Origin of the sequence: Novosphingobium endophyticum (assembly GCF_014640675.1) — a bacterium.
In the GTDB taxonomy this organism is placed as follows: Bacteria; Pseudomonadota; Alphaproteobacteria; order Sphingomonadales; family Sphingomonadaceae; genus Novosphingobium; species Novosphingobium endophyticum.
The window spans coordinates 79,674-104,816 of record NZ_BMHK01000001.1; the positions used below are offsets into that span (position 1 = coordinate 79,674).

At 64.2% G+C, this 25,143-nt stretch carries 14 protein-coding genes and 1 tRNA gene; 5 read left to right on the forward strand and 10 right to left on the reverse strand.

What is annotated here, in order from left to right:
- Positions 1-37: 37 nt before the first annotated feature.
- From IEX32_RS00345 to IEX32_RS00355, 3 genes are read right to left on the reverse strand one after another with little or no spacing between them, the layout of a single operon-like run.
- Positions 38-1,435, reverse strand: coding sequence for a TolC family protein (locus IEX32_RS00345; RefSeq protein WP_229735754.1), 1,398 nt, complete (start codon positions 1,433-1,435; stop codon positions 38-40).
- 17 nt (positions 1,436-1,452) lie between these two features.
- Positions 1,453-2,163, reverse strand: coding sequence for an OmpA family protein (locus IEX32_RS20535; RefSeq protein WP_229735755.1), 711 nt, complete (start codon positions 2,161-2,163; stop codon positions 1,453-1,455).
- A 30-nt stretch (positions 2,164-2,193) separates the two neighbouring features.
- Positions 2,194-13,050: a DUF5801 repeats-in-toxin domain-containing protein gene (locus IEX32_RS00355; protein WP_188767098.1), complete on the reverse strand. Its 10,857-nt coding sequence runs from the start codon at positions 13,048-13,050 to the stop codon at positions 2,194-2,196.
- Between the two features lie 492 nt (positions 13,051-13,542).
- On the opposite strand from IEX32_RS00355, the gene IEX32_RS00360 reads away from it, so the two are divergent.
- Positions 13,543-14,697 (forward strand): hypothetical protein, encoded by a 1,155-nt coding sequence (locus IEX32_RS00360; protein WP_188767100.1) that lies wholly within the window; start codon positions 13,543-13,545, stop codon positions 14,695-14,697.
- Positions 14,698-14,865: 168 nt separating this feature from the next.
- Here IEX32_RS00360 and IEX32_RS00365 read toward each other — a convergent pair.
- From IEX32_RS00365 to grxC, 4 genes are all read right to left on the reverse strand, one after another.
- Positions 14,866-14,942: transfer RNA gene (locus tag IEX32_RS00365), tRNA-Arg, on the reverse strand.
- Between the two features lie 48 nt (positions 14,943-14,990).
- Positions 14,991-15,485, reverse strand: a complete 495-nt coding sequence (locus IEX32_RS00370; protein WP_188767102.1) for a DUF1178 family protein — start codon at positions 15,483-15,485, stop codon at positions 14,991-14,993.
- 8 nt (positions 15,486-15,493) lie between these two features.
- Complete coding sequence (locus IEX32_RS00375; RefSeq protein WP_188767104.1) at positions 15,494-16,309, reverse strand: carbon-nitrogen hydrolase family protein; 816 nt, start codon at positions 16,307-16,309, stop codon at positions 15,494-15,496.
- A gap of 16 nt (positions 16,310-16,325) precedes the next feature.
- A complete protein-coding gene (grxC, locus tag IEX32_RS00380; RefSeq protein ID WP_188767106.1) occupies positions 16,326-16,589 on the reverse strand; it encodes a glutaredoxin 3 in 264 nt (87 codons plus the stop codon).
- 164 nt (positions 16,590-16,753) lie between these two features.
- On the opposite strand from grxC, the gene IEX32_RS00385 reads away from it, so the two are divergent.
- The 3 genes from IEX32_RS00385 (at position 16,754) to IEX32_RS00395 (ending at position 19,786) form a co-directional block, all read left to right on the forward strand.
- The gene (locus IEX32_RS00385; protein ID WP_188767108.1) at positions 16,754-17,224 is read left to right on the forward strand and encodes an Hsp20 family protein; all 471 of its coding nucleotides are present in this window, start codon (positions 16,754-16,756) and stop codon (positions 17,222-17,224) included.
- 275 nt (positions 17,225-17,499) lie between these two features.
- Complete coding sequence (locus IEX32_RS00390; protein ID WP_188767109.1) at positions 17,500-19,395, forward strand: methyl-accepting chemotaxis protein; 1,896 nt, start codon at positions 17,500-17,502, stop codon at positions 19,393-19,395.
- 52 nt (positions 19,396-19,447) lie between these two features.
- Entirely contained in the window at positions 19,448-19,786 is a 339-nt protein-coding gene (locus tag IEX32_RS00395; protein WP_188767111.1) for an energy transducer TonB, read from the forward strand.
- A gap of 134 nt (positions 19,787-19,920) precedes the next feature.
- On the opposite strand, the gene pyrG is transcribed toward IEX32_RS00395, so the two are convergent.
- The 3 genes from pyrG to tpiA form a co-directional block, all read right to left on the reverse strand.
- Positions 19,921-21,549, reverse strand: a complete 1,629-nt coding sequence (gene pyrG, locus IEX32_RS00400) for a CTP synthase (protein ID WP_188767113.1) — start codon at positions 21,547-21,549, stop codon at positions 19,921-19,923.
- Between the two features lie 128 nt (positions 21,550-21,677).
- Positions 21,678-22,076 carry a preprotein translocase subunit SecG gene (secG, locus tag IEX32_RS00405; protein WP_188767116.1) on the reverse strand — a complete coding sequence of 133 codons (399 nt, stop codon included), beginning with the start codon at positions 22,074-22,076 and terminating at the stop codon, positions 21,678-21,680.
- A gap of 89 nt (positions 22,077-22,165) precedes the next feature.
- Entirely contained in the window at positions 22,166-22,924 is a 759-nt protein-coding gene (gene tpiA / locus IEX32_RS00410; RefSeq protein ID WP_188767117.1) for a triose-phosphate isomerase, read from the reverse strand.
- 266 nt (positions 22,925-23,190) lie between these two features.
- Here tpiA and IEX32_RS00415 point away from each other — a divergent pair, with 266 nt between their 5' ends.
- Complete coding sequence (locus IEX32_RS00415) at positions 23,191-25,140, forward strand: peptidyl-prolyl cis-trans isomerase (protein WP_188767118.1); 1,950 nt, start codon at positions 23,191-23,193, stop codon at positions 25,138-25,140.
- Positions 25,141-25,143: the final 3 nt, after the last annotated feature.

Sequence of the window (25,143 nt, forward strand, 5' to 3'; positions counted from 1 at the left end):
GGCAGGACTTGCCTCCAAAGTCGCGTCGTGCCCCGTTTCACGGATACGTGCGGTACTGCGTTTCCGCGGGAGGCGGCGGCCCGTAGTTGAAGCGCTCGCGCTCGTTCATCCCAGCACCCGCGCCCGGCGCGACATTGAGCGCCGTGAGGAAGCGATGGGTCGCCGCCAGCACCTGATAGCGGGCAAACATCTCGGAAAACCGCGCCGTTTCGAGGCGCACCTGCACGTTGTAGCGCGTGTTCTGCGCGTCCAGCACATCGAGCAGCGATCGGCGGCCGACATTGAACTGGCTGCGATAGGACAGCAGCAGATCGTCGGACACCGTGCTCTGCCTGGTGAGCTGTTCGTTGATCCGGCCCTGCGTCCGCAGGGTAGACCACGCGGTCTGCACGTCTTCCTCCGCCTCTCGCGTCACCTGAAAGAGACGATAGCGGGCCTCGCTCGCGCGGCGCACCATTTCCTGATAGTTCGCGCGGTTGATGCCGCCGTCGAACACGTTCCAGCGCAGGAACACCCGCGCCTGCACGTCGTTGGTAGTGCCCCGGAAGCCATCGATGTCGTCGCCGGTGCGGCCGCTCAGGTCGAGGCCGACTTTCGGGAAGCCTTCGCCGCGCACGCTGGCCGCATAGGCGTTCGCGGCATCGACGTCGGCGCCGGCCTCACGGACGAGCGGGTTCTGCGTCCGGGCAAGGCCCACCGCCTCGCTGAGAGACGCCGGCATGCCCTCGGCAAGCTCCGGCGGCATGACGACATTGTCGATGTCCAGCCCGGTGAGGCGGCGCAGCGTGATCCTGGCTTCGGTCAGGTCCTGTTCTGCTTCCGCCTGACGCACGAGGGCGGCCTGCAGCCGTTCCTCGGCCTGCTGCTGGTCGGCGATCGAGATCGACCCCTGCTCCACGCCCGTCGACAGGTCGCCCACCAGCGCCTGGTGAAAAGCCACGTTGTCCTCGCTCGCCGCGACGACCCGCTGTTGCAGCATGATGTCGAGATATTGGCGCGCCACCTGGAGAGCGATGAACTCCGAACGCTCGACCACGCGCAGCGAGGCCCCATCGACACGGGCCGACTGGCGCAGCAATTCGCCGCGCCGCCGGCCGAAGTCCAGCGCGATCCATTCGGCACGCACTTCGGCACTGAGCGGGTAGAGTTCCTGGTCGGTGATCCCCAGCGCGCGGCGCGTCGGGTTCTCCAGATGCCGCCAACCGGCCGATGCCTCGATGTCGACACGGGGAGCATAGAGCCCCTGCGCCTGCTTACGCTCGAACTGGATCGCCTCGGTATTGAACTGGGCCTGCGCGACCTCGGGGCTGGAATTCACCGCCACCTTGATGGCTTCCTGCATGGTCATAGGCGTTTCCGACTGCGCGAGCGCCGCCGGAGCCGTGCCTGACAGGAGGAGCGCGATACTAGCCCCGATAATCTTGTTGAACGACATGCTCATATCCCTCCCGGTCACTCGACCGTAATCTCGACGCGGCGGTTCTGAATCTCGCGCACCCCGTCAGCTGTCGGAACGCGCGGATTGCCCTCGCCGAAAGCCTGCGTCGTCAGCTGCGCTGTGGCGCCGTTGCCGGCCAGGTAACCACGCACGACCTCGGCGCGACGCGTGGACAATCCCATGTTGTACTGCTCGCTTCCCGAACGATCGGTGTAGCCGGCGATACGGATGGTCGCCGATCCGCAACCCACGGTCGACGCCGCGGCGGAATCGAGGACCGTCACCGCGTCAGGCGAAATCCGGCTGCTGTCCCAATCGAAGAAGACGATGTACGGACCGGCCAGACATGGCCCGGCGGCCGGCGGAGCAAGCGGAGCGCCGGGTGCTTCCGAAACCATCTGCGGCGCCATCATCCGCCGGTAGGCTTCGTCGCACTTGCCGAGGCTCACCGGGTCCTTCGTGCCGCTCTTCAGGAACCCGCGCGCGATGCCGCACTGCACCTTGGCCTGCGAGGCCCACATGAAGGCCGGGCTATCGGCGGACACAACGCTTGCCGTCTCGGTCTGCGCGAGCGCTGCATCGAAGCGCGACTGGACCTCGACCTTCAGCGATTTCCTGTCCAGCGACATGAGATCACTCCCGGCATCCTGCGCGAGCGTCACGCCCGGCGCCAGCAAGCATCCCAGCGCCAAGGCCGACGCGGGCCATTTCCGATAATTCAGCATTTTCACCCCCACAAAAATTCCATGTCCGTCTCAGGCGTGCACCGAATGCGCTTCGATCGTGGCAGCCAGGGCCGCCATGTCGAAACCGTCGGCCGCGCCCGCTGCGTAAAACCCTTCCATGCCCGCGCCGGCCAGCATCGCGTCGAGCGCGTGTTCCGACGCTTGCGGCGCGCTGGTCGCATCCTGCGCACCATCCTGCCCGGCGAAGTGTTCGATCAGCGCATCGACGGCGCTTTGGTCGCCGCCTTGCGCCAGCGCTTCCTGCACCGCCGGGAAATCAACCGACTGCTGTTCCGCGTTGCCGGCCTGCTTCACCTGCACCGCCAGCAGCAACGCCTGCATCAGACCTCCCTCGACCCCGCCAAACGAGATCGCGGTCGTGCCGAACAGGGCGTGGCCCTCGTCCGCATCCGCAAGCGGCTGCAGAGCGAAGTCCTGAGGCTGCACCACTTCGCTGAGCCCGTGCTGTGCGCTCTCGCCCCCGGCATCCACCGCGTGATGACTGGACGTTTCGGCCTGCTGATCTTGCGGCGCATGGTCCTCGATCAGGGAGACCGGCGGCGTGCCATCGGCCGGGTCCGGCAGCGCCACGCGCAGCTCCGGCGTATCCATCTGGAAGGTCTGCAGCACCCCGGCGACAGCTTCGGCCGCGATCGGGAGCAGCGGTTCGGCATGCACCCCCTGCGTGGCCATGAAACCGGCGGCGGCGAGGCTGACGGCCGCGATCTCGGCGGTGCGCGCCTCGACGCGTTCGCCCACCTTGAGCGAGACGTCCGCAAGCGCGAAAGTCGTGCCCTTCATCGAGTACTGACCAGTGCCATGAACGGTGACGTCACCGCCAGCCTCGCTCGATGCCACCCCGTCCGAAATCAGGTCGATGGAGGTGATGCCCATCTTCAACAGCGACTGATACTCGCCCTCGTCGACGAGGGCGTTGCTGTTGGCGTCCTGCCAGACGCCGAAGTCGCGGAACGCCCCGTCGGCAGCGGTGAACTGGCCGTCGCCGTTGCTGTCATAAGCAAGGCGCAGGCCCTCAAGGTCCGTCTTGGCACCCGGAGCGTCGTCGGTAAAGACGATGTCGAGGCCGCTACCGGTATCGCGCGCAAGCAAGCCATCGTCGCCCGCCACCCATGCGGTCTGGACCAGGCCGCTGCCGTAGTCGTAGGCGACACCGGCGTTCAGGCCGAGGAATTCGACGCCGTCGCCGTCGAGGTCGAGGGCGATTGGTGGGGCCACCGGATCGAGCGTGATGTTCAGGCTACCCGACGAAACAGTGTCGCCGTCACCGTCCTGGATCGACACCGGAACGGTGAAGTCGACCGACTCGTTGGTTACTGTCGTCGCACCGAAATCGCCGATCTTGAATGTGTCTCCACCGTCGTGCTTCCACTGAATGCTGTTGTAGCCGTCCGCAGTGAGCGCCGAGATGCGAGTGTCTTCAACAATGCCCGAAACATTCACCGAACCGGTAGCGTTGAACGTCACGCCGAAACTATGACCGCCTACCGAATATGATCCGTTGGTCGTTACAAGCAGCTCGGAACCGTTGTATGCGATCACCACGCCAGTAATCGTATCCTGAACGCCGTCACCGACGTTCTTGATCGTTCCGCTGTCGGCATCGTCGTATGCCGAGATATTCACTGTCGATGAATTGTTGATGTTCGTGAAGAATGCCGAACTGCCGTTGGCGACATAGTGACCATCGAAATTCTGCGTCTGACCGGAGGGCTGTTGGAAATTACCGCCGTTGACGGGCGTACCCGTCAGATCGATCACGAAGTCCACTCTCAATGCTTCGCCCGATCCAATCGACTGACCGCCGGCCACGCCGAAAGCGTTGGCGCTGGTATTTACCGTGCCGCCACCGACCGGGGTCAGCAGGAGATCCTGGCTGTTGTTGTCGCCCGGCTGGACGAAACCAAACCAGGACGCATTTCCGCCGACCGGGCTATAGCCGCCGCCATCGAAATCGATGGTGGAAGTCGCATCGACCTTCTGCGCCATGGTCACGACATACTGGTCCGCCGAGCCACCGGGCTGCAGTTCGATCGTGAAGACCAACGAACTGTCGCTCGACTTGGACGCCGTCAAAACGGTTCCGTCCGCCGAGATCGCGTATTCAAGCGACACGAGGCCGGAAGTCAGGCTCTGACTTTCCAGGCTGGCAATGCTGGCCGTGGTGAAGATCACCGCCCCCGCGCCGTCAGCCCCATAGTTGTTGGCAACGCTCAGGTCCGCGTCCAGATATGCCGTGTTGCTTCCGCCTGCGGTATTGGTCACCGCGATCGAAGCAGGCGTGGTCGCCGTCGGCACATCGTCCTTGATGTCGATCGTCACCGTGCCCGTCACCGAATTCCCGAACACATCCTGTGCGGTGTAGGTGAACGTCTCCACAGCCGGTTCGACAACCGCGCCATCGTTCGAGTCAGGCGATGTCGTGTAGGGATTGGTCAGCGTGTAGGTGTAGGTGCCGTCGCTGTTCAAGTCGAAGATCCCATAGGCCGTCGTCACGCTCTGCGGGACATAGGTGACGGCGCCGGTGGGGCCCATGGCATTCAGCGTTCCCGTCACCGTTTCCGCCGCGGAGCCGGGATTGCTGCCGGTGACCGTACCGTTACCGAGGTCATCCCCGCTCGTCGTCGTGTCAAGTGCGGCTTCGTCGACCTGCCTGGTCTGGTTGTCCGCAACCAGCGTCACGTCGAGCACGTCGATCGTCAGGGTCGAGGTCGCCGGGTCGCCATCGGCATCGACCATGGTGAACTCGAACACGTCCTGATCGCTCGCGGTCAGCCCGTTCGCGGTCGACTGGTAAGTGTAGCCGCCGTCGCGGTTGAGCGTGAGCGTCCCGAACTCGCCCGCCAGCACGAAGTCGCCCGAGCCGTCGGCCATCGTGTCGCTCGTGCCCAGGTTCTGGCTGACGACGCCCGTGATGGTCCCGTGGGTCGCAGCGGCCGTGCTATCCCCGCCGACCTTCGAACCGAGCAGCACGTCGCCGAATGTGACGTTACCCTCAAGCACGGTTTCGGAATCGGGGACGGCAATCGGGCTGTCGTCCTCGATCGTGACCGTAATCGCGCTGTTCGTGGTGGTCGTGCCGTCGCCAACCGTCACCGGAACGACGAAAGATGTCAGATCCTCTGTCGTCATGTCGGCATGCAGGACCGGACCGCCCAGAGTGACGGTGAAGTTCCCGTTGTCGTCAATCGTGACCACGACCTCCGGGAAGTTGAAGTCGGTCGAATAGCCTGTCAGCGTGTGACCGTCACCGCTGACATGCCAGGTCAGCGGCGTCACGCCGTCGGGCGTGTAAAGCGTTTCGCTCGGCGCACCGAGCGCAACCGTGTGCGTGTCACCCGCGTCGGCGTCGGTGATGGTGATCGAACCGCTGGCGGTGGCGCTGTCGGTCGTATCCGCATCGTCCGGTGAGACGGGATCGTCATCCGGATTGCCGAAGTTCAGCCCCTCTTCGGAGACCGCGACCGCGCTTCCCGTTACCACCGGGGCATCGTTCGCGCCGGTGACCGTGACGGTCAGCTGCGCCGTGCTGGTATCGCCGTCAGCGTCCTTGATCGTGTAGCTGAACGTGTCGGTGACCTGCTCACCATCGTCGAGCCCCTGCACGGCCGCTGTATCGGGTTCGTAAGTGTAGCTGCCATCAAGGTTCAGCTGCAATGTACCATAAGCCCCCGCGGTAGCGCCTCCGATCGTGCCGGCCGCCGTCCCGCTCACCACCGAGATCTGCTGCGTCGCATGCGAGCCATCGGCGCCGAAGGCGTCATTGGCCAGAACATTGCCGCCAACCGAAGCGGTATCCTCGTCCAGCGTATTGGCGTCGTTCGCCGCCACTGGCATGTCATCCTCGACGGTAACCGTAATCCCGCTGTTCGTGGTGGTCGTGCCGTCGCTGACGGCCACCGGAACCACGAACGACGTAAGATCCTCGATTCCCGTGTCGGTGTGCAAAATCGGTCCGCCAAGGGTAACGGTATAGTTCCCGTTGTCGTCGATCGTGACGAGGATTTCCGGGTCGTTGATGTTCGCCGAATAGCCTTTGAGCGTCTGACCGTCGGGGCTCAGATCCCAGGTCAACGCGGTAACGCCGTCAGGCGCATAAAGCGTCGCGACCGGCGTACCGAGCGTCACCGTCAGAGTGTCGTTTGCGTCCGCGTCGCTGATGGTGATCGAACCGCTCGCGGTGGCGCTGTCCGTCGTGTCGGCATCGGTCGGAGAGAGCGGCGCGTCGTCGGCAATGCCGCCGGGCAGCCCCTCTTCGGAAACCGCCACCGTGCTTCCCGTCACCACCGGCGCGTCGTTCGCGCCATTGATGGTAACGGTGAGCGTTGCGGTGTCGGCATCTCCGTCCGCGTCGGTGATCGTGTAGGTAAAGGTATCGGTCAGCGTCTCGCCCGAAGCGAGCGCCTGGACGGCGGCATTGGCGTTGTCGAGCGTGTAGCTGTAACCGCCGTTCGCGTTCAGCACGAGAGTGCCATAGCTGCCACCCGTGTTGCCACCAACCGTGCCGGCGGCATTGCCCGTGACGGCGGTGACGGCCCCCGCCCCGTCACCGCCGAAGCTGTCCGCCCCGCCCGGATCGCCATCGCTGCCGGCGCCGGTGATGACATTGCCGTTCGCCACCAGCGGACCGTCCTCGGTAACCGCGTCGGTGTCGTTGGCGGCGCTCGGGCCGTCATCATGGAAGGTGATCGCGCCGCCGATCTGGGCGCTGTCGGATGCGCTGTCTCCATCGTCGTCCGTCACCGTGACCGTCGCCTCGATCAGGCCGGAAAGATCCAGCGCGTCGTTGTAGTCATCGGGATCGACCGGCCCGTCCGTCAGATGCTCGAGCGGTACGTTCTGCACGAGCGTGACCGTGCCGTCGGCGTTGATCGTCACCGTGAACGCCGTCTTGTCGTCGGTGTCGTAAACGCCGGTGATGACCGTGCCCGAAGTCTGGAGAAGCGTGATCCCCATGTCGCCCTGGGCGGTCTGCAGGCTGGTCGTGCCATCGCCCACGATTGCGATCGCATACGTGGTCGTGCCGCCATCGTCCGCGCCATATTCGCTGGTGAAGATCAGCATCGGAGCGGCGCTGGTGTTGCTGATCGGGAAACCCGCGGGATCGCCCGCCACCGTTTCGTCCACCGATACGCTGCTGCCGAGTTCGGCGCCGGAGACACTCGGCCCATCGTCGGCGAACCCGATATTGCCGCCGAGGTCGAGGCTGACCGTATCGCTCGCTTCGTCACCATCGCCGTCGGTGATGGTGGCCTTGCCGACGAGATTGACGAGGTTCTCCGCAAGCGTTGCGAGCTGGCCGTCATAAGGCGCGGCGTTATCGCCGGGCAGCGCGTGGTCGATTTCCTGGTACTGGTTGAGCGTGACCACGCCGGTCGCACCGGAAACCGCGATGTCGAACACGGTGTTCCCGGCGTTCACAGAAGCCGCGTCGCCGGCCGTGGAACCGACCACTTTGCCGGCGATCAGGTAGAGGTTGATCGCCGCGCCTTCGTGGCTGAGGTTCGAAACGGAATTCTCGATCTCCAGCGCGTATTCCCAGACGATGCTGCCCGCGCCGTCCGCGCCATGGGATGACGAAGCGACGGTAAAGGCACCGCCGAAATTGGCCGTGGAGGTTGCCGAATCCGTGGATGCCCCGATCGTATCGGCGTCCTGCGTGACGAGCATTACGGTGTCGCCATCGGTCACGGTGGCATCGATGGAAGGCCCGTCGTCGAGGAACGTGAAGGCCCCGCCGATATTGGCGGTCGCGCTGGCGGTATCTCCGTCGCTGTCAGTCGCCGTGGCTGTGAGCGTGATCAGGTTCGTCGCTGCAAGGTTGGCCGGGTCATTCGGGTTCGCTCCGTCGGCGTGCACCACGGCGCGTTCCTGGTTGAGCGTAACCGTTCCGCCCCCATCGACCGAGACCGAGAACACCAGATCGTTGCCGGTTTCGGTCCGCCCCTCGACCACGCCGCCGTTCATGACAAGGACGACATCCTCGCCGGAGAGTGTGTCGACCAGACCGGTGGCGCCGGCATTGATGCCGAGCGTGTAGCTGCCCACGGTGCCGGGATTGTCCGCATTGTAGTCCGGTGTGAACAGGCCGGAGAAGTCGGCCGTCGCGTCAACGGCGAAATCGCTCTCGTCCACTGTCAGCGCACCGGCAGAAGGCGCCGAGGTGGACAGCGTGGGCAGGTCGTCGGAAATCGAGACCGAGACGGTGGCGCTGACGCTGTCCTGTTCGCCGCCGGTCTCGCCATCGCTCGCGATCACTTCCACCGTGCCGAGATCGGCAAGGTCGTCGGCGTCGATGATCGGGTGGTCGTTGTATTCGTCGTTGAGCGTGGCCGTTACCGTGGCGGTTTTGCCAAGGGTCGTCAGTTCAAGAGTGATGACCAGACGCCCCCCGTCCGAACCGGTGATCGTATCATCATCGACCCTCACCCAGGTCAGCCCGCCTCCAAGGTTCGATATGTCGCCGAAGACAATGCTGGTGATCGGGTCGGAACCCGGCGTGAAGACGATGTCGCCCGAAGACTGAACCGGCGCCGCCGGATCAGACCCGTCCGCGAGATTCTCGTCATCGACCCGCAGCGCGATGTCGGGGCCAACGGTGGGGCCGGCACCATCGGTGACGAAGATCGGCTGCGCCGCCTGATCGAAGTCTCCGTCCCCGTCGGTCAGCGTGTAGGTAAACGAAGCATCGACCGGGCCGGCACTCTGGTCGAGGCCCGGATTGGGATCGAATGTCCACGCGCCATTCGCCTGGAAGGTGTAGGTGCCGTTGGCAAGCGGGATAGTGGTGGTGCCTGACGCGGCAATGGCATGTTCCACTCCGCCGATATTGACCGAAGTCAGCATCGCGCCGTCGGCGCCCGGAGTATCGTTGGCAAGAACATTCCCGCCGACCGTGCCCACCGCATCCTCGGCAACGTTCACCGCCGCATCATCGGCCGCGGTCGGAACGTCGTCGACGATGCTGACCGAGATCGAGCCGCTGCCGATCAGATTGCCGAGGTCGTCGTAGACCTCATAACCGAAGCTCTCGGCACCGTTCACGACATTGCGCGAATTTTCGCTGACCGAGTCCGTGAAGGGCGTATCGAGCGTATAGCTGTATTCGCCGGTAGCCGCGTTCAGCGCGAGCGTGCCGTAGGTCCCGTCAGAGGGGCTGGTCAGTACGTAGCTGTAGGGCGGCGTGCCCCCGGAAACGGTGATCTGCCCATCGGTGTCGAATTCGCCGTCAGGCACGATCTGGCTGCCGCTCGCGAGACCGGATTCATCGACGATGACGTCGCTGTCCGAGACGTTGCCGGACGACGCGGTGATGTCGATCGTCAGCGTCGCGGTCGAGGTATCGCCATCGGCATCGACGATCGTGTAGGTGAAGCTGTCCTGCGTATCGCCGGCGGTCGAATTGGGCTTCGACTGGTAGCTGTAGCTGCCATCGGCATTCACCGTCAGGAAGCCGAGCGCCGACTCGATCGTCTCGCCCGGTCCTTTGGTCTGCTCGCCCTGGGCGAAGGAGACGATGCCGCCGGGGCCATCGGCGCCGAAAGCATCGGCGGTGCCGTCGCTCAGCACGTTGCCGCCGATCGATCCTCCCTCTTCCACCGCATTGGTGTCGTCGTAGGCAGTCGGTGCATCGTCGTTGAAGACGATCGCGAGGTTCGTCGTGGCGGTGTCGCCGTTGCTGTCGGCTACCGTGAAGTCGATCGAGGCGAACGCGTTCTGCCCCTCATCGTTCGGCCCGCCTTCGTGCAGGACATTGGTCAGCAGCGTGACCTTGTATTGTCCGGTCTGGCTGTCGAGAATCTCGATCTGGAACAGCGCCGTGCCGTCGCGTGCGCCTCCGGTAACCGTGGCGGTGAGCGTGCTGCCGCTGACGGCGTAAGTAACGGTCTCGGATCCGACCATGCCGGTCGAGCCGTCGCGCGATGCGGCGAAAGTCACGGTCGCCGGCGTGTCGTTGCCCACGTCGAAGGCAACGGTACCGGTAAAGCTCGCCTCGCTGATGTCGAGCGCATCATCGTCGACGTTCGCGTCGATGTCGCCAGTCACCGAGGCCGCGTTACCGCTCGGCAGACCGTCATCGTCCACCGTCGCCACGCGCTCGCCACCCTCGGGTTCGGAGTCGGGCTGCAAGGTGACGTTGACAATGGCACTCGACGTATCGCCGTCACCGTCCACGATCGTGTATTCGAAGCTGTCGGCCGTGCTGGTGCTGCCCGCCCCCGGAGCAGGCGTATAGGTGAATAGCCCGGTCGAGGCATCGTAAGTCACCGTGCCCTGGCTCGCCTGAGAGGAGACGAACACCTTGGTCGCGTCGGTGGTATCGACGCCGTCGGCACCGAAGGTGTCATTGGCAAGTGCATCGATGGTGAACGCGACATTTTCAGTCGCCTGCGAAACGCTTTCGCCAGCCGCCTCGGGCACGTCGTCGGAGACCGAGACCGAGACCGAGGAGGTCGCAGTGTCACCGTCGCTGTCGGTGGCGACGACATCGACCGAGCCAAGTGCCTGGAAATCGTCGACATCGATTGTCGGATGCGCGTCGTAGTTGCCTGACAGCGTCGCCGTGACCGTTGCGGTGTCACCGCTGCGGGTGAGCGCCAGCGTGACGATCAGCGTGCCTCCGTCCGAACCGGTGATCGTGCCGTCGTCCACCCGCGCCCAGGTCAGGCTCGGGTCGAGGCCCGACAGGTCGGTGCCGAAGGCGATCGTGGCGATCGCGTCCGAGCCCGCCGTGAACACGATGGCGTCCGAGGCGGTCACCGGGGTCGCCGGGTTCGAGCCTTCGGCCAGGTTCTCGTCGTCCACCGTCAGGCTGACCGGCTCGTCCGCCGAAGGCCCGGCGCCGTCGGTGATCGAAATCGGCTGCACCGCCGTATCGGTATCGCCGTCGCCATCGGTCAGCGTGTAAGTGAACGAGGCATCGACCACGCCCCCCACGTGGTCGAGCCCCGAGGCCGGATCGAACGTCCAGTTGCCTGCCGCATCGAAAGTGTACGCGCCGCTGGCGGTACTCACGCTGGTCGTGCCCGAAGCGGCAACGGCATAGCTGGTGCCGCCAATCGTGACCGACGTCACGCTCGCCCCGTCGGCCCCCAGCGTGTCATTGGCCAGCACATTGCCGCCCACAGTCCCCGAAGCATCCTCGGCAACGCTTACCGCCGTATCGTCAACCGCATCCGGCACGTCGTCGATAATTTGGATGTCGAGCGTATCCGACGCCTCATCGCCGTCCGCATCAACCACGATGACCTCGAACGAAACGGTCGAGTCATCGGTGTTCGCGGTGTTGTCGTTCAGCGTGTAAACATAAGTTATGCTGCCATCGCCGGTCGCCGGATCGTAGACATAGCCGGTGACCGTCAGGGTGCCCGTGGCGTCGCTGGAGACGACCTGCGGCAAGCCACCGGGCGTGATGACCGTGCCGCCCAGCGAGACGCTCGCAACGCCATCGACGGAATGGAAGGTGATCGTGCCGGTCGTCGATTCCGAGCCGCTGACGAACTGCGAGCCTGGAGCTTCATCGCTGCGCGTATCGGTCGTCGACGGGAGCCGGTTTTCGTTGACTTCGGTGCCGTCACCAACCTCGGGTACCGAGACGATGGCCGGAGCGCTGTTATCGACGGAAATGGTCAGCGTGGCGGTGGAGACGTCCCCGTCACCATCGGCCAGCCGGTACGTGAACACGTCCGTGACGGCGCCCGGGGTGCCCGGAGTGCGCACGTAACTGTAGGAGCCGTCGGCGGAAACGGTCAGCATGCCGTATTGACCGGCTACCGCTGAATCCGTGCCCGAGAATTCGCCTGAAGTGCCGGCGTGGATGCCGGTGATAGATGCCCCGTCCGCGCCTTGTGTGTCGACGCCGGCCGCGCCGCTCGTCGTACCTTCGCCGGTCAGCACGTTTCCGCTCTGCGCCGCAAAATCACCGGCCGGGACAGTGTCGGAATCCGCCCGCGCCGTGGGCACATCGTCCGCAATGTCGAGGGTAAGCGTCGCGGTCGCGGTATCGCCGTCGTTGTCGGTGATGACAACCGTAAACTCGTCCGTCGAGGCATCGCCGGCGGTATTGTCGGACAGGGTGTAAGTGTAAGCGATCTGACCGCCGTTCAGCGCACCGAGCGTGAGCACACCGGCCGACCCCTGGACCTGCTGCCCCTCGGCGCCCGTGACGACGACGCCATTGATCGTAATCGACGCAACCCCGTCGAGGGACGTGACGAGGATGGTGCCGGTGGTTCCATCGGACCCATTGCCGGCGGCGGAACCAGGGCTCTCCTGATTGCCGTTGGGTCGATCGGCCTCAAGACCCGCCTCGTCCACGCTGTCGATCGCGTCCTGTACCCCGGGCGTCTCGCCATCGACCTGGATGAGGACGGCGGGTTGATTATCCTCCGGCTCGTCCTCGACGAGCTGCGGCAGAACTTCCTCGTCCTGCTGCGCCGCGAATGACAGTTCTGTGTAAGGCAGAAGGTCGCCGAGACCGTACGCCGCCTGGATCCGGCCGGTCGGATCGGAGAAGTTGCCGCCCGAGCTCTGGACCGGGCCTGCCGCAGGTTGCGGTTCGCTACCGGTCAGCAGCGCGGCAAGGTTGAGCGGCGGCACCGCGACGTCGCCAATGACGATCTGCGGCACATATACCGCGCCGTCGGGAATGACGAAGACGCGGCCGTCCGGCATAGTGACGAGAATGTCGCGTCCCCGGACCGAAAGATCGTCAAGCGTGGCGCCCTCGGGCAGGATGACGACGTTATCCGCGTTGGGCAGCAGAACGAGCCCCTGGCCTTGCGCGGCAACTGCGGCCGCGGCGTTATCGTCCGTCAGGTTGGTTTCCGGCGCATCGCCCTGGGAACCGCGCACATCCTGAAAATCCATGACCACACCCCTGTCTTTGCTGCCCAAGGGCCAACACCGAAAGAACAGCCAGCAGCGAAATGGTCAGCGGGTATGCTCTGCACGAAATGAGACGAACTAACCCATACCATCGCGCCCGTACCGGACTGGCCGCCTCCTTTTCCGCCGCGTCGCGACTCGGTGTTGGCTTAACCAGCTGAAAACACGTCACCACAGCAACTTAGCAGCGACAAGGATGTTAACTAAAATTAACAGCGAGATGTCCGATATTCGCACACTGCAGGTACCCAATATCGGTAACTCCTAAGAGGCGTATGAGCCGCGATTTTCGCCATATCCAACTGTTTTTATGAGATAGTTGAAACGGGATCATGTCCCTTCCGGCTTTCCGCTGCCGCTCGCGCAAATATTAGTTTTGTCAATTTTCCGCTTTTGAGCGATACCTTTCGTTTGACATCAGGGGGTCGCGATCGAAACAGGGCCTGGGGGGGCGTCATGCAAATCGCAGCGCGAATGGATTTCAGCAGATCGCAATCGATCGTTACGGACGGGCGTGTTCTTGCCCTTGCACTGGCTTCGGGAATCGCCGGCCTTTCCGTCGCTTACCCGACCGCGACCGTGGGCTACGGAACTATAGACGCATTGGCGGGGAGACTTGAGGCAAAGTCCCCGTTCCTCGCGCTTCCAGCGATCGCTCGAGACGTATCGATAACGACGACGTTCCTCGATTCCGCGCAAGGGGCGGCGGATGTGATGAGGGCTGGCAGCCTTGGCCTGTCCAATGCGCTGGCGCCGCAAATCACCTCGTTCGCGCGCAGCGCGGCGAAGGAACCGGCGGGAATCGTACCGGAAATTACGCCAAGAGCCGTAGCCCGGAATTTCATCGGGAATCCGCATTTCGTTGCATCGAAATCGTCGCAAGACAGCGCCCACGGCCCGGTCATCAGGACCACGGTTCCGCAAGGCTCGGAACGAACTCCCGTCGATCGGGGCGCGCCGCTCGATGCAGTCCGCATCGTCCTGCCCCCGGCAACGATGGAACACGGCCTGACAGGCGTTATGCAACCGGAAGCGACGCTCGGCAGCGACGCGGCAACGGACCGCGAGCCGTCGACACCGGCCCCTCATCCGGACGCGCAGCCGCTTGCCGTCAGTTCGTCGCCGCAAGTTCTTGCCGTTCCTGCTCCGGGAGCATTGTCGCAATCGAAGCCGTTCAGCCTTTCATCCGCACCAGAAGAGGTTCGCAAGTTCGATCTCGCACGGATCGGCCCCGGCAATCCCGAAGCGAAGAGTCTCGCCCGTGCCTCGGCGAACGCCCTGGCCGCAACCGCCGGCAGGTCGTCTCCGCGAACGCCGGACCTGCCACGCGTGGCCAGGGTACCCGACCGGATCGTGGGCGATCATATCATCCACGTGGCCGCGCTGAGCCTGGAGGGCGTGCCGAGCGGCAATCTCTCCGTGCGCATTGGCATGAGCGGAGACCTGTCCGTCCGGCTGTCCGATCTGCTGGCGCCTGTCCGCACCCAGATGGCACCCGACACGTTCGAGCGCATGGCCGGTTCGACCGCCGCGTCAGAATACGTGAGCTTCGCGGACTTGCGGGCAGCCGGTTTCGATATCCGCTACGAAGCCGGCGGCGACCGTCTGATGGTCTCGGCTCAGCTATAGGCGGCGCATCACTTCAAATATGTCCGGAATGGCGCGCCGACCCGATCGAAGGTCGATTGGCTCCGTAGGATCAAGCTCGAACCCGCAAGGGTTCGCAAGGCTGACCGAGCTTTTGCGACGAAAGCCAAGTGGACGGATACCCGCGCCCGACCATGGAGGGAGAAAATATGGTGCGCCCGACTGGATTCGAACCAGTGGCCCCCAGATTAGGAATCTGATGCTCTATCCTGCTGAGCTACGGGCGCACTCGGGCGCGTCCTAGCTTGGCCCGGCGAGATTGGCAATCGGCGCCATCAGTTTGCCTGTTCGGGCGGCACGACCGGGAATGGCAGCGGCACCACTGCGATGCCTTCCTCGGCAAGTTCCTGCGCCTCGGCCAAGGTGGTCTGGCCGTGGATCGTCTCGGCATCACGCTCGCCGTAGTGCATCGCGCGGGCATCTTCGGCAAAGTCCGTGCCTACGTAGCGCGAGGACTTGAGCGCGTCGGCCTGCATTCGGGCCAGCTTGTGGATCATTTCGACCGCCGCCGGGGGAAGCGGCACGTTCGCCACCGGCGCCGTCGGCTCGTCGGTCGTTTCGTCCCGCTGCTTCCTGCGCACCACTGCGGAAAGCTGATTGCCCTTGCGTCCCACGCGAGGGGCCTGGACAGCCTTGCCGACATCCGCCGAACCGCAGTGGGGGCACATCACGAGCCCCCTCTCCTGCTGCTCCACGAAATCGTCCGAAGACTTGAACCAGCCTTCGAATCGATGCTGACCGGAATGGCAGTGGAGATCGTAGACAATCATGATGGTGCCTATTTGGCGATTGCGCGGCGATTGGCAAGGCTCGGCAATTGCGCCCGAATTTCGGCGATGCGCGCCGGATCGATCTCCGCGAAACCCATGCCCGGCGCTTCCCCGCCCATATCAAGGAGCAATTCGCCCCAGGGATCGACGACAAGCGAGTGCCCGTAGGTTTCCCGGCCATCCTCATGCGTGCCGACTTGCGCCGCGCAAAGAACATAGGCGCTCGCCTCGATCGCGCGGGCGCGCTGCAATATGTGCCAGTGTGCCTTGCCGGTCGGCACGGTGAAAGCAGCCGGGATGGCGATCATGTCGCATTTCGCCTGTCCCAGCGCCTCAAACAGGGCCGGGAAGCGAATATCGTAGCAGATCGTCAGGCCGAGGCGGCCGAGCGGCGTTTCCACCGTGACCACTTCGTCGCCGGCGGCATAGGCGCTCGATTCCCGCCACGTTTCCCCTGACGCCAGGTCCACGTCGAACATGTGCAGCTTGTCATAGCGCGCGCGGATATTGCCATCCGCGTCGATCACGAAGGCCCGGTTTGCCCAGCGTCCGTCCTCGCGCACAACCGCAAGCGAGCCCAGATGAATCCAGATGCCCTCGCGTGCCGCCGCCTCGCGCACAGCGGCGAGCACCCGGTCTTCCTGCTCGTTCCGGATCGCTTGGGCGGCGCGCGCGCGCTTGCGGTCGAGCATGCCGGACATCTCGGGCGTGAACAGCATGGCGGCCCCGCCAGCCTTCGCCTCGGCCGCGGCGGAAACGATGGCCGCGGCGTTGGCTGCGGGATCGATGCCGCTCGTCATCTGGAACAGGGCTGCGCGGGTCATTGCCGGTCGCTCCGACTCACAGGCCGAGAATGGGATCGAGCTTGCCTTGCCGATCGAGCGCATTGATGTCGTCGAAGCCGCCGTAGGGCGTCCCTTCGATCAGAACTTGTGGCACGGTGCGGGCGCCGGGAACGCGCTCGACCATCTCCGCTCGCTTCGCCCCGCCCATGGTCACGTCGTACTCCTCGTAAGCCACCCCCTTGTCGTCGAGCAGCGACTTGGCCGCAACACAATAGGGGCAACCCCACTTGGTGTAGATCTCGACCCTGGGCTGGTTCATGCGGAAAAGCTCCTTGAAACACGGCGCGTGCCACTCTTGAAACGGGGCGCCGCTATCATATCTATGAAGGCGAGTCATGGCCCTTGCCGGGAATGACTCGATCAAGGGGTGCCGGGTTCCCGGACCCCGCCAATACGAAGATTGCTCGTTGGAGGATTTTTGTCATGAACCGCATCGATTTTACGCCCTATCGCCGCACTATGGTCGGTTTTGATCGTCTGTTCGACATGATCGAAAACCAGAACCGCCCAAATGCCGGCGACAAGTACCCCCCGTTCAACATCGAACGCCGTGGTGAAGATGCCTATCGCATCACGCTTGCCGTAGCTGGCTTCAAGCCGGCCGACATCGACATCACCGCACAGGCCAATCTGCTGATCGTGAAAGGCAACAAGCCGGATGACGCGGTCGAAGGTGAATATCTTCACGTCGGCATCGCCCAGCGCGGCTTCGAGCGTCGCTTCGAACTGGCCGACTATGTGCGCGTCGACCACGCGGACCTTGCCGACGGCCTGCTGGTAATCGATCTCGTGCGCGAAGTGCCCGAAGCAATGAAGCCCAAGAAGATCGCCATTGGCGGCAACACGCTCACGGTTGTCGACAATGGTTCCGAAGAGGGCACGGCAGCGGCCTGACAGCGCGCGTCTGTTGAACTGACTGACGTCTGGGGGCGGTCCGGAAATCCGGGCCGCCCTTTTTGATGCGTCAGGCACCGGTCCGCCTCTCCCAAACAGGCTTCAAGTGAATCGGCGGTTAACCAGATGACGCAGCATCTGGGAAAGTTCGATTAAGGGCACTGCACCTCTCGATACGGTGTTGGCCCTTCGCCGCACTTAAATCGAACCCAACTTCTACCGTTCTATATCGACACTCGCAATTGAGATGAGATTGAGATGAGGTCGACAAGCCGATGAAGCGTTTGAAGATAAGTCACCGACTTGTGCTCGCCTTCAGCCTCCTCCTCGCGATCATGGGGGGGATGGGTGTTTTCGCGCTCAAGCAGATCGGTGAAGTCAATTCACTGACGAACACGCTGACCAGCCACGCGCTGCCGGCCTCGCAGGCACTTGGGGATCTCCATGCCTACACTTCGCAGTACCGGATCTACCAGTCCGATACCGTAAAGGCCGCCGGGACGCCGGCCTGGGACCGCCAGGTCAAAGTGCTGCGCAATGCCGGCGCGGTGATCGACGGGGTGCTCGGCGATTATGCCAAGCATATCAGCAATCCGGAACAGGTTCAGGCGCTGGATCAGGTCCGCGAGAGCTGGAAGGCCTATGCCCTGCAGAATGACGCGTTGCTCGATCTGGCCCAGACCGATCAGGTCGCGGCACAGGACATGCTGGACGGCGAGGGACTGGATGCGTTCTACAATCTGGAAGATCAGCTCCTCAAGCTCGTCGAACTGAACACCGCCAACGCGGATGCCGCTTCCGCTCACGGCCAGGAAATCTTCGCCAAGGCGCGCAAGATCATGATTTATGCCGCCGCTGGCGGCCTGGCCGGCGCGATCCTGCTTCTGCTGTACCTGATGCGCTCCATCGCACGTCCGGTAAAGCGTCTGGACGTTGCCGTTCGCTCCCTGATCGATGGCGACACGGACGTCGTGATTTCGGGCGGCGACCGCAAGGACGAGCTGGGCAGCCTCGCCCGCGCACTCGAACGATTCCAGGGGCTGGCCGCGGCCGACCAGGAACGCGCCCGGGAAGAACAGAAGCGCGCCCGCGAACTGCAGCACACCGTCGAGGCCATCGCCAACGGGCTGGCGCAGCTCGCGGAAGGCAACCTCGTCAATCGTGTTCCCGAGATCGAGGATGGTCCGCTCGCGCAGCTTCACGTCGATTTCAACCTGGCGGTCTCTCGCCTGGGTGAAACGATGCGCCGGATCATCGACGGCTGCAACTCGATCAGCATCGGCACCGATGAAATCGCAATGGCGACGTCTGATCTGGCCGAACGCACCGAGCAGCAGGCGAACTCGCTCGCCAACACGGCGCGCACGCTGAACGAATTCACCAACGTGGTTCAGGTGACAGCAGATAATGCGCGGCAGACCAGCACGCGACTGAATGTCGCGCGCGAAACCGCCGACAAGGTCGGAGAAATCGCACACCAGGCCGTCGATGCGATGCGCGGCATCGAAACGACCTCGCGCGAGATGGCGGACATCATCAGCGTCATCGATGGCATTGCCTTCCAGACCAACCTGCTGGCGCTCAATGCCGGCGTGGAAGCGGCACGGGCGGGCGAAGCCGGCAAGGGCTTTGCCGTCGTCGCCACCGAAGTGCGCGCCCTCGCCCAGCGTTCGGCCGACGCAGCCAGCGACATCCGCAGGCTCATCGACCGCAGCAGCCGCCAGGTCAGCGACGGCGTGTCGCTCGTCGAAGGCAGCGGCGATGCCCTGCGCCAGATCGTGGGCGAAGTGGTCGCGGTATCCTCGCTCGTCGAGGAAATCGCCAGCGCTGCCCAGAAGCAGGCCGATGGCATCACCGAGATTTCCTCGATGGTCGCCGGCATGGATGCCTTCACGCAGCAGAACGCGGCGATGGTCGAGGAGAGCTCTGCGGGCAGCCGCAACCTGTCCCAGGAAACGCAGCAACTCATGACGCAAATGGCCAATTTCCGGATCGAGGACGGGGCTTCCTCGGGCGAGCCGTCGGTATCCCACGATCGACTTTCCGAGGCGGGGCCGGTCACGGAAATCGCCCGGACGGCACGCGAAGTGCAGCCCGCACGGGCGGCTGCGGCTCCCGCGTTCGCCGGCAACGCGGCCCTGGCCCTGGAAGACGACTGGACCGAATTCTGAACAATGAAATGGGGGCCACCGGCCCGACTATGACCAAGGAGGGAAGTGAACGATGAAGTTTGTTGTAAAAATTGCTGCCGCTCTGTCCGTACTGGCGATGACCGCCACTCCGGGCCTTGCCAACGACTGGGTCGGTTCGGTCAAGCGCAACGTCGCCGCCAAGCAGACCTATCCGCGTACCGCCCAGATGCGCGGCGAGGAAGGGACCGCCAAGGTCAAGGTCTACGTTTCGGCTTCGGGCAAGGTCGAAAAGGCCGAACTGGTGGGCAGCTCCGGATCGAGCACCCTCGACAAGGAAGCCGTCGCCGTCTTCAGCCGCGTGGGCAACCTTCCCGCGCCGCCGGCCGGCACGAGTTCCGTGGTCCTGCCGCTTACCTGGAAGCTGCTCTGATCCAGGCCTTCCGAAGCGTCAACGATACGCGTGGATACATGAAGGACCGGCTTTCGAGCCGGTCCTTTTTGGTGTCCATATTGTTTGCGAAGTCGAGATGCTGCGGCAAATCCTCGCCGGCCCGAGGCGATGGGTCAGACGAGGCGCGCCTGTTGCAGGGCCGCGGCGATGAAGCCGGCGAACAGCGGATGCGGATCGAAGGGCTTTGACTTGAGCTCGGGATGGAACTGCACGCCGACGAACCAGGGATGCTCCGGCCGCTCCACGATCTCGGGCAGCAGGCCGTCGGGCGACATACCCGAGAAGATGAGTCCTCCCCCCTCGAGTTTCTCGCGATAGGCCGCGTTGACTTCGTAGCGATGGCGGTGTCGCTCGCTGATCGAGGTCGAACCGTAGATCGCGGCCACATGGCTGTTGGGCGACAACTGCGCCTGATAGGCGCCGAGGCGCATGGTACCGCCGAGGTCGCCACCGGCAGCACGCTTCTCAAGGCCGGCCTTGCCCATCCATTCGGTGATAATGCCGACCACCGGCTCATCCGTCGGGCCAAACTCGGTCGAGCCGGCCTTGGCGATCCCGACCGAGCGGGCACCCTCGATGCAGGCCATCTGCATACCGAGGCAGATGCCGAGGAACGGCACACCCCGCTCGCGGGCAAAGCGCACCGAGGCGATCTTGCCCTCCGTCCCGCGCTCGCCGAAGCCGCCCGGCACGAGAATGCCGTGCATCGGTTCGAGTTCGGCGGCGATCTCGGAATCCGCCTTTTCGAACAGCTCGGCGTCGATCCACTTGATGTTGACCTTGACGCGGTTGGCCATGCCGCCGTGGACGAGCGCTTCGTTCAATGACTTGTAGGCGTCGGGCAGGCCGACATACTTGCCGACGACGCCGATGGTCACTTCGCCTTCGGGGTGTTCGTAGCGGTCGGTGATGTCGTCCCAACGGGCCATGTCCGGGGCCGGAGATGTGAGGCCGAAGTGATGCAGGACTTCCGCGTCCAGACCTTCCGTGTGGTACTGCAGCGGCACTGCATAGATGTTGGGCGCATCGAGCGCCGGGATCACGGCCTCGCGGCGCACGTTGCAGAACAGCGCGATCTTGCGGCGCTCGGTCTCGGGCAGTTCGCGATCACAGCGGCACAGGAGAATGTCCGGCTGGATGCCGAGGCCCGTCAGTTCGCGGACCGAGTGCTGCGTCGGCTTTGTCTTCAGCTCTCCGGCGGCGGCGATGTAGGGCACCAGCGTGACATGGACGAAGCAGGTCTGCTCACGGCCGAGTTCGTTGCGAAGCTGGCGCATGGCCTCGACGAAAGGAAGCCCCTCGATATCGCCGACAGTACCGCCGATCTCGCACAGGACGAAGTCGAGATCATCGGTCTCGGCCATCGCGAAATCCTTGATCGCGTCGGTGACGTGCGGGATCACCTGCACGGTCGCGCCGAGATAGTCGCCGCGGCGCTCCTTGGCGATGATGTCCTGATAGATGCGGCCCGAGGTGATGTTGTCGGCCTGGCTGGCTGAAACGCCGGTAAAGCGCTCGTAATGCCCCAGATCGAGGTCGGTTTCGGCGCCGTCGTCGGTAACGTAGACCTCGCCGTGCTGATAGGGGCTCATCGTGCCCGGATCGACGTTGAGGTAGGGGTCGAACTTGCGAATCCGCACCTTGAATCCGCGCGCTTGCAGGAGCGCCGCGAGGCTCGCTGCCATGAGACCCTTGCCAAGCGAGGAGACCACGCCGCCGGTGATAAATATATGCCGCGCCATGGGAGTCGGGCCTTAACTTGCATGGGGGCCCATGGGCAAGCGCCCTGAGCCTGAATCCACAGTTCAATGTATTTGAAACGCCGCCTGACCGCGTCAGGCGGCATTCCGGTTACAAGACGATGCCGTGATTACTGCTGTGCAGCACCCGAGAGCGGATCGTCGGCAGGCTCCGGAGCGGAACCGCCATTGGCTTCGCCGGGAGCCGCGCCGGGATTGGCGCCGCCCGAAAGCGGGTCGGCCGGCTGGGTCGGCGCGGCGGGCGCTGCGCCGCGCTCAAGCGAGGTGTCGATATCGCGTCCGGTCGTCACATCGACGGCCAGCGCCGCGAGCACGATGCTGAGTACCACGAAGAGAACCGCTAGGATCGCCGTCGCGCGGGTCAGGAAATTGGCCGCGCCGCGAGCGGACATCAGACCCGAAGGACTGCCGCCGACGCCCAGGCCGCCGCCTTCCGACTTCTGCATCAGGATCACACCGACGAGAGCCGCTGCGATCAGCGCCTGGATCACGGTCAGGAAAAGGAACATCTCAGTCTCAGCTTTCTGGGGAGCTTCACGCCCGCATCACACGCTCGCGCAGATAGGCGCATCACGCCGGCCGCGCAACCCGCCCCTCGTCAATCGGCCACCAGCGAAGCCGCCGCGCCGACGATCGCCAGGAAGCTTTCGGCCGTCAGACTCGCGCCGCCGACCAGCGCGCCGCCCACTTCGGGGATAGAAAGCAGCTCCGCGGCATTGTCGGCCTTGACCGAACCGCCATAGAGAATGCGCACATCCGCACCGCCCGCGCCATAGATCGTCACCAGCTTTTCGCGGATCGCCTTGTGCATGGCCGCCACGTCCCCCACCGAAGGCACGCGGCCGGTGCCGATCGCCCAGACCGGCTCATAGGCGACCGAGAGCTTTTCCGGCGCGCCTTCGCCCTTGGGGCAGGAGCCTTCGAGCTGGGCGCAGACGACGCCCTCGGCATTGCCCGCGTCGCGCTCGGCCTCGGTTTCACCAACGCAGAGAATCACTCCGAGGCCTGACGCAAGCGCGGCCTCTGCCTTGGCCTGCACGTCGGCGTCGCTTTCGCCATGGAGGGTGCGACGCTCCGAATGACCGATAATGGCGAAATCGGCGCCCGCGTCCTTGAGCATCGGCGCTGCGACATCACCGGTAAAGGCGCCGCTTTCCTGAGCGTGGCAGTCCTGCCCGCCGACACCGATGATGTCGACCGCTTCGCGCATGCGGTAGATGAGCGTCGCCGGCGGCGCGACCGCGACCTGCACCTTGGGAAAGCGCGCCGCTGCCCGGTCGATCGCGCGCGCTTCATTGAGCATCGCGCGCGTCCCGTTCATCTTCCAGTTTCCGACAATGTAAGGCAGTCCAGCCATTTCAAACCCTTGAATCAACCCCGGCACGAAGCCGCCGAATCCGTCGACCGAAAGAATCAGGGCTTCGTTTGCGCGGCGCAGCTAGGACAGGCATACCCGGCTTGTCAAAAAACGTGCAGGCTTTGTTCAGGTAAAACTTTCCTGTGCGCCGTGGCTCACGTGAAGTGCGAGTCGGCATTGCAGGAATGCGTGAGGCCCCCTAAAGCCTGCGCCCGTTTCATGCGAAAATCCGTTTTTCGCTCACCAATCGCTGATCGGCACGGTTCATGCTCACCATTTTCCGCAAAACGCTCAAATCCAAGATTGGCGCCGCTCTTGCGCTGGCCTTGCTCGTGCTCATCGCCATCGCATTCGCAAGCGGCGATATCGCGGGAATCGGTTCCTCGTCGGGAATCGGCGGCGCTTCCAGCGTCGCGTCCGTCGGCAATGAAGATATCGAAGCGCCGCAACTGGCCCAGTCCGCCAACGCCGCGCTGGAACGCGTGAAGCGCGAACAGCCGACGGCGACGATGAAGATGATGGTCGCACAGGGCGGTGTCGAGCAGGTTCTGGACGACCTCATCGAGCGCACCGCGCTTTTCGTCTTCGGCAAGAAGAACGGCATCGTCGCCGGCGACCGGCTGATCGACAGCGAGATCGCGCAGATCCCCGGCTTCATGGGCGTCGACGGCAAGTTCAGTCAGGACACCTTCCGCCAGGCGCTCGCCCAGCAGGGTCTATCCGAACAGGTCCTACGCGAGGACATCGCCCAGGGACTGGTTTCGCAGCAACTGATGGTTCCCGCCCAGTATGGCACGACGATGCCCAAGTACGCCGCCGCGCACTATGCCTCGCTTCTGGGCGAAACACGCAGCGGCATGATCGCCGCATTCCCCTCCAGCGCGTTCCTGCCCGACAAGGAGCCGACCGACGCCGAACTGAAGGCCTTCTACAATTCCCACATCAACGAGTTCGTCAGGCCGGAACGCCGCGTGATCCGATACGCCACATTCGGCGAAGACGCGATCAAGGACCCGCCGGCGCCCACCGACGCGGAAATCAAGGCCCGCTACGAGGCGAACAAGGCGCAGTACGCCGCGCAGGACAAGCGCAAGATCACCCAGATGATCGTGCCCACCGAAGCGGCGGCCAAGGCGATCGTCGCCGAAGTAGAAGGTGGCAAGTCGCTGGAGGCAGCGGCCACCGAAAAAGGGCTTTCCGCCGCCAGGCTCGAATTCTTCAGCAAGGATGAACTGTCCGAACAGTTCTCACCCGCCGTGGCGGACGCCGTGTTCGCGACGCAGAACGGCAAGCTCGCGGCGCCCGGCAAGAGCCCGCTCGGCTGGCATGTGATCCGCGTCGACGAGCGTCAGCAGAAAGCGGAGCGCACGCTTGCCGAGGTCAGGGACGAGATTTCCGCCCAGATCGCGCAGGAAAAGCGCCGCGCCACTTTCACCGACAAGATCGCAAGCATCGAGGACGAGTTCGCCGGCGGCGCCAGTCTGACCGACGTTGCCGCGTCACTCGGCACGGAAATAAAATCCAGCGCGCCCCTCACCGCCGATGGACGGGTCTACATGAAGCCGGGCGAGACCGCGCCTGAAGTCCTGAACCCGGTACTCAAGACCGCGTTCTCGATGGAGCAGGAAGAACCGCAGGTCGCCGAAGTGGAACGCGGCAAGACCTTCATGGTCTACGACGTTACCGAAATCACGCCCTCGGCCCCGGCGCCGCTGAAGGAGATCAAGGACGACGTCAAGCAGGCCTGGGCGTTCGACAAGGGTTCGCAGGCCGCCAAGGCTGCCGCGCTCAAGGTCCAGGCGGCGGTGCGCAAGGGTACGCCGCTGGACAAGGCCGTGGCCGCCATTGGCAAGCGCCTACCGCCGGCGGAATCCGTCTCCATGTCGCGCCCGACGCTGACCGCCGCGCTGCAAAGCGGCCGTCAGGTTCCCCCGCCGGTCTCGCTCCTGTTCCACATGGCCGAAAACACCGTGAAAGTGCAGTCGGCGCCGCAAGAACGCGGTTGGTTCGTGGTTTCGCTCGGCAAGATCACACCCGCCGAAATCGAATCCGACGATCTTGTGGCCGACGCGCAAAGCGAACTCGGCCGGCAGCTCGGCCAGTCCTTCGCCGACGCGCTCGGCAAGGCGGTCCGCAGGGACGTCGGCGTCGAGAAGCACGAAAAGACGATCAAGGCCGTGCGCGACCAGCTCGCCGGCACGGGCAGCGCTGAGTAATCG

Coding starts and splice junctions, on each gene's coding strand:
- IEX32_RS00345 (WP_229735754.1), bottom strand. CDS start 1,435: ATGTCGTTCAACAAGATTATCGGGGCTAGTATCGCGCTCCTCCTGTCA.
- IEX32_RS20535 (WP_229735755.1), bottom strand. CDS start 2,163: ATGCTGAATTATCGGAAATGGCCCGCGTCGGCCTTGGCGCTGGGATGC.
- IEX32_RS00355 (WP_188767098.1), bottom strand. CDS start 13,050: ATGGATTTTCAGGATGTGCGCGGTTCCCAGGGCGATGCGCCGGAAACC.
- IEX32_RS00360 (WP_188767100.1), top strand. CDS start 13,543: ATGGATTTCAGCAGATCGCAATCGATCGTTACGGACGGGCGTGTTCTT.
- IEX32_RS00370 (WP_188767102.1), bottom strand. CDS start 15,485: ATGATTGTCTACGATCTCCACTGCCATTCCGGTCAGCATCGATTCGAA.
- IEX32_RS00375 (WP_188767104.1), bottom strand. CDS start 16,309: ATGACCCGCGCAGCCCTGTTCCAGATGACGAGCGGCATCGATCCCGCA.
- grxC (WP_188767106.1), bottom strand. CDS start 16,589: ATGAACCAGCCCAGGGTCGAGATCTACACCAAGTGGGGTTGCCCCTAT.
- IEX32_RS00385 (WP_188767108.1), top strand. CDS start 16,754: ATGAACCGCATCGATTTTACGCCCTATCGCCGCACTATGGTCGGTTTT.
- IEX32_RS00390 (WP_188767109.1), top strand. CDS start 17,500: ATGAAGCGTTTGAAGATAAGTCACCGACTTGTGCTCGCCTTCAGCCTC.
- IEX32_RS00395 (WP_188767111.1), top strand. CDS start 19,448: ATGAAGTTTGTTGTAAAAATTGCTGCCGCTCTGTCCGTACTGGCGATG.
- pyrG (WP_188767113.1), bottom strand. CDS start 21,549: ATGGCGCGGCATATATTTATCACCGGCGGCGTGGTCTCCTCGCTTGGC.
- secG (WP_188767116.1), bottom strand. CDS start 22,076: ATGTTCCTTTTCCTGACCGTGATCCAGGCGCTGATCGCAGCGGCTCTC.
- tpiA (WP_188767117.1), bottom strand. CDS start 22,924: ATGGCTGGACTGCCTTACATTGTCGGAAACTGGAAGATGAACGGGACG.
- IEX32_RS00415 (WP_188767118.1), top strand. CDS start 23,191: ATGCTCACCATTTTCCGCAAAACGCTCAAATCCAAGATTGGCGCCGCT.